At 38.9% G+C, this 10,926-nt stretch carries 9 protein-coding genes; 6 read left to right on the plus strand and 3 right to left on the minus strand.

Annotated elements, in window-relative coordinates:
- The first annotated feature begins 188 nt into the window (after positions 1-188).
- Positions 189-2,204: a methyl-accepting chemotaxis protein gene (locus FLM54_RS13110; protein WP_138609106.1), complete on the plus strand. Its 2,016-nt coding sequence runs from the start codon at positions 189-191 to the stop codon at positions 2,202-2,204.
- Positions 2,205-2,709: 505 nt separating this feature from the next.
- On the opposite strand, the gene rpmG is transcribed toward FLM54_RS13110, so the two are convergent.
- The 3 genes from rpmG to radC form a co-directional block, all read right to left on the minus strand.
- Positions 2,710-2,865, minus strand: a complete 156-nt coding sequence (rpmG, locus tag FLM54_RS13115; protein ID WP_004587947.1) for a 50S ribosomal protein L33 — start codon at positions 2,863-2,865, stop codon at positions 2,710-2,712.
- Positions 2,866-2,876: 11 nt separating this feature from the next.
- Complete coding sequence (gene rpmB, locus FLM54_RS13120; protein WP_008464111.1) at positions 2,877-3,113, minus strand: 50S ribosomal protein L28; 237 nt, start codon at positions 3,111-3,113, stop codon at positions 2,877-2,879.
- Positions 3,114-3,387: 274 nt separating this feature from the next.
- Positions 3,388-4,062, minus strand: a complete 675-nt coding sequence (gene radC / locus FLM54_RS13125; protein WP_178956588.1) for a RadC family protein — start codon at positions 4,060-4,062, stop codon at positions 3,388-3,390.
- Positions 4,063-4,203: 141 nt separating this feature from the next.
- Between radC and coaBC the strand changes: the two genes are divergently transcribed.
- From coaBC to FLM54_RS13150, 5 genes are all read left to right on the plus strand, one after another.
- Entirely contained in the window at positions 4,204-5,397 is a 1,194-nt protein-coding gene (gene coaBC / locus FLM54_RS13130) for a bifunctional phosphopantothenoylcysteine decarboxylase/phosphopantothenate--cysteine ligase CoaBC (RefSeq protein ID WP_178956589.1), read from the plus strand.
- A gap of 224 nt (positions 5,398-5,621) precedes the next feature.
- Entirely contained in the window at positions 5,622-6,209 is a 588-nt protein-coding gene (gene slmA / locus FLM54_RS13135; protein ID WP_008113236.1) for a nucleoid occlusion factor SlmA, read from the plus strand.
- Between the two features lie 269 nt (positions 6,210-6,478).
- Positions 6,479-9,226: a prolyl oligopeptidase family serine peptidase gene (locus FLM54_RS13140; protein WP_178956590.1), complete on the plus strand. Its 2,748-nt coding sequence runs from the start codon at positions 6,479-6,481 to the stop codon at positions 9,224-9,226.
- 157 nt (positions 9,227-9,383) lie between these two features.
- Positions 9,384-10,307, plus strand: a complete 924-nt coding sequence (locus FLM54_RS13145) for a Fic family protein (protein WP_178956591.1) — start codon at positions 9,384-9,386, stop codon at positions 10,305-10,307.
- A 295-nt stretch (positions 10,308-10,602) separates the two neighbouring features.
- Entirely contained in the window at positions 10,603-10,920 is a 318-nt protein-coding gene (locus FLM54_RS13150) for a hypothetical protein (protein WP_178956592.1), read from the plus strand.
- Positions 10,921-10,926: the final 6 nt, after the last annotated feature.

A 10,926-nucleotide genomic window follows, 5' to 3' on the forward strand; every position in this document is an offset into this window, starting at 1 on the left:
AAATTGCTTTGTATTATTTTACATCCATAATCGAATAGTTGAATTATGTATGCTTAGTGTGTGATGAAGTTTCACGGTAAATTTAGCAACTAACTATTAACAGTAAAAATTAATTATTTTTAATTACTTAACTTATTGTTGAAAGCGCCGATAAGTTTTAATAGACGTATTTTTGAATGGAAAACCATATGAATCTAACAGTGAGTCAACGTATTTGGGGTGGTTTTATATTTATCACTTTATTACTTTTAATTATTGGCGGTAACTCTTTAATAAAAATAGCAAATATAGATCGCTCAACTCAAAAGGTTAATCAGCTATCGCTTCCGGCATTAAACAAGAGCGCTCAATTACAAGCTGAATTTATTTTGATGAGTAAAGCTGCTCAAGCTAGCTTTCACACTTCATCGGCTCAAGAGCTAGCGCCAATAAAAGCACAAATAGAAGAACAAAAACAGTTATTTGATAAGTTACATCGCGAGCTACAACAAGTAGTAAAAGATGATCCACAACTAAATAAGAGTAGCCTTGACGTTGAAAAGACCTACTTAAGTTTTTTAAGCATTATAGAGAGCCTACTCAAAGACAAAAACACTCAGTTAGTGCTTAATAAAAAGCTTAAAGCTCAATTAGAAACCGTTGAGCTTGCGGCAGAAGATGCCAACTCTATGGTTCTTGATATTATTGATATCGATGGTTTAGAAGATAACTACCCGCGTGCTTATCAAGCAGCTAATAACCTTGAAAATAACTTTATGTCTGTGGTTACCAGTAGCACCGATATGTTAACTGTTAAAACACTTAATACGCTCGATATTATTAAAAATGAACAAGTATATTACTTTGAAGAAGTCGTTCGTACCGTTTCATTAATACAACCTGCAATAGAGCAGAGCCATAGCGGCTTGTTTAACGACTTAAAAGGTTATGTAGATACACTTGAGAGTAATATTTTAGGTAACGATAGCCTTTCAGCAAATAAAAAACGCCTTATTGATGCAATCAGCACAACTGAACGTGAATTAGAAGAGTCTGAAAAAGCTACTAAAACAGCACTTAGCCAAATTGACGAATTAGTATTACAAGCCAGCGGCGTTGCATTTACTTTGCAAGAAGGCGTTCGCAGCGATGTAAACTCAGCTAACTTATGGACTTGGATAGGCATGATCATTGCTACTATTATCGCTGTGCTTGTGGCCATTGTTACAGTTAACCGTATTACTAAGCCATTAGCAGAAGTTAACCGCATTTTAGATATTGTTGCCAGTGGTGATATGACTCAACGCTTGGATGACAGCGCAAAAGATGAATTTGGTGAATTGTCGAAAAGTTGTAACACCTTAATTGATAGCTTACGTAGCTTAATTACCGGTATTATTTCGCGTTCAACACAGCTTGCTGCTGCTTCTGAGCAAACCTCAACAATTACCGGTGAGTCGAGCAAAGCGATTAGTAATCAACAAGCGCAAGTAGAGCAAGCGGCAACCGCAACCACTGAAATGAGCAGTACCTCTCAAACAGTGAGCAACAGTGCTCAACAAGCACTGGGCGAAATCAAAAATGCTGATAAAGAAGCTGAACGCGTTAAAGGTATTTCAAATCAAAATAAAGCAACCATTGAACAACTCGCTTACGAAGTTGATGAAGCATCAAGTGTTATTAATAAGCTACACAAAGATAGCGCCTCAATTGGTAGTATTTTAGACGTTATTCGTGGTATCGCTGAGCAAACTAACTTACTTGCACTTAATGCGGCCATTGAGGCAGCGCGTGCCGGCGAGCAAGGCAGAGGCTTCGCCGTGGTAGCTGATGAAGTAAGATCGCTTGCAAGTAAAACTCAAGAGTCGACCCAAGAGATTCAATCTATGATTGAATCACTACAGTTGGGCGCTGAAGAAGCAGTTAAAGCCATGGAAAAAGGTAAAGAACGCGCTGTTTCTTGTGTTGAGCAAAGTGATTTAGCTAATAGTGCACTAGATTCAATTACTCTTGCGGTATCGCAAGCGCACAATGTCAGTGAAGAGATATCAACGGCAGCACAAGAGCAACAACAAGTATCACAAGAGATTAGTGAACGCTTAGAGTCTATTGTTGCTATCGCCGAGCAAACAGCAGAAGGTGCTGTACAAACTAATATTTCAAGTTCAGAAGTGGCTAAATTAGCCGAAGAACTAAGAATATCAGTAGAGAACTTTAAAGTATAAGTATCGCACTGTAAGTAGCCTTAGGGCTGCTTACAGTTCACCCCTAGTAAGTCATAGTAAAACCCCCACTTCCTCATTAGGTATACTTACATACCCCCACAATCTTACTCTAAATACACAACATCCAACTGATTAGTCCGTGAAGTCATTTAATACTATTTATATTTTCTTTGGTTATACCAATTCGCTTAATTAAGTGGTCTATTTTGAGGCTGGAAAAACGCGTTGATAGCTAGGCAAAAAATTTGCTATTTAGTTGCTCTAAATGAGAATTTTTAACGCAGGCAGCGACACGTTTAGCCCCGCAAAGTGATTAAGTATTATTGCGGATTGATATTACAAACAACGGAGCCGCTATTAAAACAATAAGCCATGGTGCTTAACATAAATTTTTAATTAGATGGACACAATTACGGTAGGTATATTTTCGGTGGTAACAGAGTGAATTTTAAAAACAAAAAACCCAGCATAAGCTGGGTTTTTACATTTCTGAAAGAAAACTAAATTACTTAATTTTAGCTTCTTTGAAAATCACATGTTTACGAGCCTTAGGATCGAACTTTTTGATTTCCATTTTTTCAGGCATGTTACGCTTGTTCTTGTCGGTAGTGTAGAAAAAACCAGTACCAGCAGTTGAAACTAAACGGATCTTATCGCGCATAATTCAGTTCCTTAAACTTTTTCGCCACGAGCACGGATTTCTGTAAGAACCGTGTCAATGCCTTTTTTATCGATAATACGCATACCTTTAGTAGTAGTGCGTAATGTTACAAAACGTTTTTCACTTTCAACCCAAAAACGGTGTGTTTGTAGGTTAGGTAGGAAACGACGTTTAGTCGCGTTTCTCGCGTGTGAACGGTGGTTACCAACCGCTGGACGCTTACCTGTAACTTGACATACTTTAGACATGTCTATATATCTCCAATAACTTCGCTCGAGCTTAATTTTTCCCTAAGGCCATGTATTTGTGCCCTAGAGATAAATCGAAGGGCGCTCTTTATACAGCTTTTACAGGCAAAGATCAAATACTGATCTTATCCAACCAGCTCATGTGTAAATTTTATAGCGGCTAATTATAAAGATCGAATGCCCTTAGGGAAAGTAAAAACTGCATTTAAATTAAACTAATTTGCCAAAACACACTAAACCGCTCATTTTTAGCACATATCTGCGAGCAATAAACTTAAATAAGTCCCCGTTCGGCAAACGAAACACAATTTTCACCACCAATAATAATATGATCCAATACATTTATGTCGACTAATTGCAGCGCTTGGCACAATTTATTGGTAATTAGTTTATCGGCCTGACTTGGTTCTGCAATACCGCTGGGATGATTATGTGAAAAAATAACCGCTGCCGCATTATTTTTTAAAGCCGCTTTGACAACTTCACGTGGATATACACTGGCTGCGTTAATCGTACCATAAAATAAGATTTCATCTTTCAATAAACGATTTTGACTATCAAGATACAACACCATAAACACCTCCTGCTGCAACCCTCGCATTTGCAGGGTTAAATAGTCGTAAACAGCTTGAGGGGAATTAAAAACGGCATCGCGAACAAAGCCTTCTTGCATATAACGCTGACTTAGCTCAAGTACTGCTTGTAACTGTACATATTTAGCTGTACCCAGCCCTTTTTGCGCACAAAACTCATCTATGCTGGCATTAAACAAATTATGCAGGGTTTTATTTTCATTGATCAGATGTTGTGCCAGCTCTATTGCATTCATACCGGGTAAACCCGTACGTAAAAATATAGCCAATAGTTCAGCATCAGAGAGTGCCTTTGCGCCTTTTGCTAGCAGCTTTTCTCGCGGTCTGAGTGAATTAGGCAGAGAGGTTAATTGCATCGTTCATCCTTGAAAGCGGTCAGTATCATATAACTGTAATGCAAAATTAAAAATTAGCGCGATAAAACGCATTTTATCTTAGCTGTCACGCTCAAGATTTGTTATTTTAGCCAGCATATTTTATAAAATTGATGAACAACCATGATTAATTTAACAAATAAAAAAATAGTGCTGGGTATTAGCGGTGGAATTGCAGCCTATAAATGTGCCGAACTCGTAAGACGTTTAAAAGACCATGGTTGTGACGTTAAAGTTGTAATGACTGAATCAGCAAAGCATTTTATTACCCCGCTAACGATGCAAGCTGTCAGTGGTGAAATAGTGTCTGACTCATTACTCGACCCATCAGCAGAAGCTGCGATGGGACATATTGAATTTGCCAAATGGGCTGATTTAATTTTAGTGGCTCCTGCCACCAGCAATATTATTGCAAAAATGGCGGTAGGCATTGCTGATGATCTACTCACTACGTTATTACTCGCAACTCCTGCAAAAGTGGCTGTGGCACCGGCTATGAATCAACAAATGTACGCGCACCCTGCCACGCAAGCTAATATAGCCACTTTAAAGGCTCGTGGCGTTGCAGTTTGGGGGCCAGGCAAAGGTGAGCAAGCCTGTGGTGATGTAGGTGCAGGGCGAATGCTTGAACCGCATGAATTAGTGAGTTTATGCACTGAACCTGCGCAACCACAACTCTTAGCGGGTAAAACCATTACTATTACCGCAGGCCCAACCCGAGAACCTCTCGATCCGGTGCGTTTTATATCAAACCACAGCTCAGGAAAAATGGGTTATGCACTAGCACAAGCTGCTTTATCATTTGGCGCGCAAGTTAACTTAATTTCAGGCCCAGTGACCATTACCGCGCCGCAAGGCGTTAATTTAATTAATATAGAAAGTGCTGAGCAGCTACTGCAAGAATCTCTCAATTACGCCCATCAATCAGACGCCTTTATTGGCTGCGCTGCTGTAGCCGATTACCGCGCAGCGAATATCGCCACGCAAAAAATGAAAAAACAAGGCGATGAACTCACTCTTAGCTTAGTTAAGAACCCAGACGTTATAGCAGCGGTAGCAAACCTTACACAAAGCCGCCCTTACACTGTCGGCTTTGCAGCAGAAACGCAAAATGTTGCTAACTACGCTAAAGGGAAATTGACTAATAAAAACCTCGATATGATTTGCGCAAACGACGTATCGCAAAGTGATTTAGGCTTTAATTCAGAACGTAACGCACTTACTCTTTATTGGCAAAATGAACAACTCGATTTACCTGTGACTAGTAAAACAGAAATAGCAATCAAAGTGATCGAGCAGCTTGCCAAACGATTATAAAAAGGCTGGAAACAAACTGAATAAAACATTAACATGATGACGCCTTGTGACCTTTTAGTGTAATTTTACTTCGCTAATATAGTTTAATGCTTGCGCAGTACCAGAGCTTCACGTAATACGTGAAAATATCGCTTCACTGGTTATTGCCCGCACAAACACTAGGCAGGTAGCTGTGTTATCGCACGTTGATGTAGAAAAAATAACTATTAAAAAAAGGAATGTTCATGCCTGCGACAAAAAAAAGTAATCGCAAAGAGCAAATACTGCAAGCACTCGCACAAATGTTAGAAACCAGCCCTGGTCAGCGTATTACAACTGCCAAACTTGCCGCAGAAGTTGGCGTATCTGAAGCCGCTCTTTATCGCCACTTTCCGAGCAAAGCGCGGATGTTTGAAGGATTAATTGAGTTTATTGAAGATACCCTGCTATCACGTATTAATCTTATTTTAGATAACGAAAAAGAAAGCAAAGCACGCGTATACAATACCTTATTACTGTTGCTAACGTTTGCTGAGAAAAACCCTGGCATTACTCGTATATTAACAGGCGATGCTCTACAAGGTGAGCAGGAGCGACTTCGTGAACGTGTACAAGGCTTATTTGAAAAGCTAGAGACCCAATTCAAGCAAATTCTTAGAGAGCGTAAGCTACGTGAAGGTAAAAACTTCCAAAGCGATGAGCTAACCCTAGCTAACTTTTTGCTTGCCTACGTTGAGGGTAAAATGAATCAGTTTGTGCGCAGTAATTTTAGTGCTCGCCCAAGTGAGCAATTTGAAAAACAATGGCCAGAACTTCAAAAAATTTGGTTATAAGATTCGAAGTAATACCTTGTTAGTGATGCTAACAAGGTATTAAATAAACCACTTCCACTCCTATTTTTCACAGATGCCTACCACCTCGCATCCCGTAGCTCGAAAATTTTACCTTTTACCTTTTACCTTTTACCTTTTACCTTTTACCTTTTACCTTTTACCATTCATTTTTAACCTCTCATCTCTGCCCTGCTACCACTTATCGTATCTACTCGAATTGTTATTAAAACTCGTTACAATAAAATAATGTTAAAAAACGAGAATCTATAATGAAAACACAACTCACTCTTATAGGCTGTGCACTTATTACCAGCTTAACGAGCGCCAGTGCCTTAGCAAATAAGCCATTAGAATTTAAAGATGTATTTGATTTTAAATCTGTAAAAGGCACACAGCTTTCTGAAAATGGTCAAATCCTCTCTTTAAGTGCAACTCCTTATCGTGGCAATGCCACTGGGCAAGTCTACTCGCTAAATAACAACAAGCTTATTGCTGAGGTAGAGCGAGGCACTCGCCCTACAATTAACAAAATGGCGAACTGGGTTGCATTCATCCAAGTGCCTACCCTACTTGAAAAAGAAACCACTAAGAAAAAAAGCGATCTAAAAAACAATCTAGTATTAGTGAATACCCAAACCGGTGAGCAACAACGCTTTAATGACGTAAAAGACTACGTACTCGCTAATAACGGGAAGTGGCTTGCCTATCGTAAAAATGAGAGCACAGACGCGGATGATAAAAACGCCGATAACGATAGCGCTATCCCTGCAGACAAAAAAGATAAAAGCTACCCGCTGGTTATCGTCAACTTAAGCGATAAACGCACCCACACTCTTGAAAGTGCTTTCACCTATGATATTAGCGCCACCAGCGATCAATTATTAGTGAGCCAAAGCTATGTGGATGGCAATAATAATCAAATTACTTTATTTTCACTCAATGATTTTACCAGCACAGCATTAATTGACGAGCCTGGTGTGGTTGCCAACAAAATAGCTTGGCATCCAATCAATAAGAGTGTTGCATTTACTTTAGGTAACTATGTAAACGATGATAAGCGTCGCCGCCAATACGAATTAACGCTTTGGCAGGACGAAACGCTTACCACTGTGCAGTCACCTAACCCAGAATGGTTAATGGGTAAAACTGCGACATTAACGTGGGCCGAAGATGGTACACGCCTATACTTTGAAAACCGCCCAAAACTTGCTGAAAAAGTTAAACAAAAGGAATATACCGATGAGTCGTCATTGTATGACTTTGAGGTTATTCGCGACCAAAAAGGGTTAAATGTATGGCACAACAACGATGCGCAAATTAAACCTCGCGAAGAGCAGCAATGGAATGAAAGTAATAAGAATCGACATTACACGGCGGTATACCATGTAAACTCGCAACAAGTTGTGCAGTTAAGCACACCAAATATGCCTGAGGTCGCACTTAATACTGAACGCGCGGATTCATTATTAGGCTACTCAAATCTAGCCCATCTTGAAAAAATAATGTATGGCGGCTTTTTTGCTGACTACTTTGCGGTTGATATAAAAACGGGTAAACAAACACCTATTATTAACGACTATCCATTTAGACCTAGCCTTGCGCCTAATGGTCAGTTTGCTGCTTACTTTGATAACAACCAAGTACAGCTTAAAAACTTAGGCAATAACAAAGTGAGCGTACTCAGCAAAGCAATTAACGCTACCTTTGCCGATGACAAACACGATTATCCATCTAAGCAGCCTGGCTATGGCTTTGCTGGCTGGCTTAACGATAGCAGCGAAATACTGGTTTATAGTAAATATGATATTTGGTCGTTTAATGTAAATACCAAGCAAGCCAAACGCTTAACTAATGGTAAACAAAGTAATACTCAGTACAGAGTAATCAAGCTTGATAAAAACCAAGTGGGCTTTAACAGCAATGATACTCTTTTGCTCTCTGCAATTAACTTACAAAGTAAGCAAAGTGAGGTGGCTAAACTTAATTTAACAACGCTTAACGTTACTAAAGTACTCACAGGTAATAAGCGTTTTGATGTAATTAAAAAAGCCAAAAATGCCGATAAATACTTATTTACTGAGCAAACCTATCAGCAATTTCCTGATATTTATCAAACAGACTTTAGCTTCAAACAAGCACAACAAGTCACTAACCTTAATCCTCAGGTAACTAATTTTGCTTGGGGAGAAAAGCCTGAACTTATTAGCTATAAAGGCTTTGATGGAGAAGATTTACAAGGGGTATTAATCAAACCTGCCGGCTATAAAAAAGGCGATAAAGTACCGGTTGTGGTGTACTTTTACCGCTATATGAGCCAGCGTATGTACGATTTCCCTAAAATGGAATTAAATCATCGCCCTAACTTTCCGATGTTTACATCAAATGGCTACGCCATCTTTTTACCTGATATTCGTTTTGAAATAGGTCATCCAGGTAAGTCTTCAACTCAAACCATGATCAACGCCACTCAAAAGCTGATTGATTTAGGCATTGCCGATGCTAATAAAATAGGGTTACAAGGCCATTCATGGGCGGGTTATCAAAGCGCGTTTATGATCACTGAAACTGATATGTTTAAAGCTGTAGTTTCGGGTGCGCCAGTGTCTAACATGACCAGCGCCTACAGTGGCATTCGCTTAAAGTCAGGGCTTGCTCGCCAATTTCAATATGAAACAGGGCAAAGTCGCATTGGTAAAAACTTATTTGAAGCCCCTGAGCTTTATATTGAGAACTCGCCAGTCTTTTTTGCGGATAAAGTAAATACCCCGATTCTGATTATGTTTGGTGATAAAGATGATGCTGTGCCATGGCATGAAGGCGTGCAATATTACTTAGCACTACGCCGTGCGGGTAAAGATGCTACATTTTTACAATATGAAGGTGAGCCACATCACTTAAAGCAATTCCCTAATCAGGTAGATTTCTCAGTACGTATGATGCAGTACTTTGATCATTACTTAAAAGGCAAGCCAGCCGCTAAGTGGATGAACGAAGGTGAAGCGTTTATCGAAGAGTAACTAATAAACCGGCGCTATTTGGCGTCGGTTTAACATTTAAAACCAGTAATTAAAGACTATGTAAAGTTTTAAATAAATACTAAATCACTATTAAAACTGACTTTTATATTCAGTTCGCGTATTCTAATCTCCTGATTTAAATAACCTCTATAACGAAATGAGCAACGCCACTCCCCCATTTTCAATCTCAGCCAGCATGACTCACAGCATTGCAAATATTAGTGAAGCTTTAGGTAAAATCAGTGCCTTATATTCGCCAGCAACTATTGAGCACTATAAGCAACAAAAACTCACCTCTATACAAATGAAAAACTCTGAATTTCAATTTACAGTATCTGACCTATCAAGCCCAGATAGCTTATTAGCTCTGCATCGCAGCTTAATGAAAGATCAAAGTGAAAAGTCAGGCCGTTATAGGGAGCAAGGTCTAGCGTTAAAAAATGGCTTACAAATGGCACCACAGGCAATTCGAGTGCCACAAATGGTAGAAGAGCTATTTGCGTGGTTTAATACAACTAACCACCACCCTCTAATCAGTAGTGCAGTATGCCATTATGAATTACAGTTTATTCAACCGGTTGCACAGGGTAATACTGAGTTAGCGTGTGTGTGGCAAACCCAACAATTATCACAATGGCATACGCTGTTTTCATTGCTAAACATTCATAACTTAATAGCGGCAACACGCCAACGATACTTTGAAAGCATTAACCTAAGTACCAAAACCGGTGACTCATCCGTGTTTATTGAGTACATGTTAGAGACATTACTTTCAGCATTAGATATTTTAGAAAGTGATTTAAAATCAATAACAAAAAGCCAAACCCCACAACAACCCCCTCAAGTTAAAAACACTATACACTTAGACATACAAGCCCCCCAAGTCATCGCTTTAATAAATGTATTTAACCAAAGCGAAAAACCATTAAACCGACAAGAGCTACAAAACCAGCTAGGGTTAAAAGATCGAAAACATTTTAGAGAGCGCTATTTAAAACCTGCAATTGATGCAGGCATAATCGAAATGACTATTCCCGAAAAACCGAATAGTAAAATGCAGCAATATAGACTTAAAAGTTAGAAATAAAAAATGCCACTTAAGAGCTTAAGTGGCAGGTTTAATAAGCCGCGCTGAGCGACTTTTTTGTATTCTGCTATTAAAAAATGAGACAAAGGGTTGCTCAAACCCTAGTTTTTAACCTTTAAAAAATCAAAAACCTGACATTATAAAAAGAGGCAAGAAATATAGAATTTTTTTGTGTCATAAATCTTTGCTCTCGCCCTGCAAAAAGTCACGATTAGATCCATGCTTTTGCTATAGTTTTAAAAGACTATTTTTTATCATACGTTACCATATCCATCTACAGGTAATGCTTATGAACACCATAATAACTGATTGGTTTTTTGTCACCATCATGGATAAAGATCAACATATAGGTGATGTTATTTGGGGAATAGTAGAGGAAGACAATTCTTACCGCTTTTTTAAAGGGGATTATGTATCTACCAGCCGAGTTGTAGAAATTAATTATGCCAACAGATTTGCTAAAACTTGCTCTGGAAGTCTATATCAGCTTCAAGGAAATGGAAAAAAGGCCATCATAGACATTGATGACTTTGAATTACTAAGATCTGGTTTCAGCCCGATACAAATTAGAGCCTTAAACAAGGTAGGCTCAAGATTCCCTCATTAGTTGGGA

The sequence above is a fragment of the Pseudoalteromonas sp. Scap25 genome (assembly GCF_013394125.1).
Taxonomy (GTDB): domain Bacteria; phylum Pseudomonadota; class Gammaproteobacteria; order Enterobacterales; family Alteromonadaceae; genus Pseudoalteromonas.

Coding starts and splice junctions, on each gene's coding strand:
- FLM54_RS13110 (WP_138609106.1), top strand. CDS start 189: ATGAATCTAACAGTGAGTCAACGTATTTGGGGTGGTTTTATATTTATC.
- rpmG (WP_004587947.1), bottom strand. CDS start 2,865: ATGCGCGATAAGATCCGTTTAGTTTCAACTGCTGGTACTGGTTTTTTC.
- rpmB (WP_008464111.1), bottom strand. CDS start 3,113: ATGTCTAAAGTATGTCAAGTTACAGGTAAGCGTCCAGCGGTTGGTAAC.
- radC (WP_178956588.1), bottom strand. CDS start 4,062: ATGCAATTAACCTCTCTGCCTAATTCACTCAGACCGCGAGAAAAGCTG.
- coaBC (WP_178956589.1), top strand. CDS start 4,204: ATGATTAATTTAACAAATAAAAAAATAGTGCTGGGTATTAGCGGTGGA.
- slmA (WP_008113236.1), top strand. CDS start 5,622: ATGCCTGCGACAAAAAAAAGTAATCGCAAAGAGCAAATACTGCAAGCA.
- FLM54_RS13140 (WP_178956590.1), top strand. CDS start 6,479: ATGAAAACACAACTCACTCTTATAGGCTGTGCACTTATTACCAGCTTA.
- FLM54_RS13145 (WP_178956591.1), top strand. CDS start 9,384: ATGAGCAACGCCACTCCCCCATTTTCAATCTCAGCCAGCATGACTCAC.
- FLM54_RS13150 (WP_178956592.1), top strand. CDS start 10,603: ATGAACACCATAATAACTGATTGGTTTTTTGTCACCATCATGGATAAA.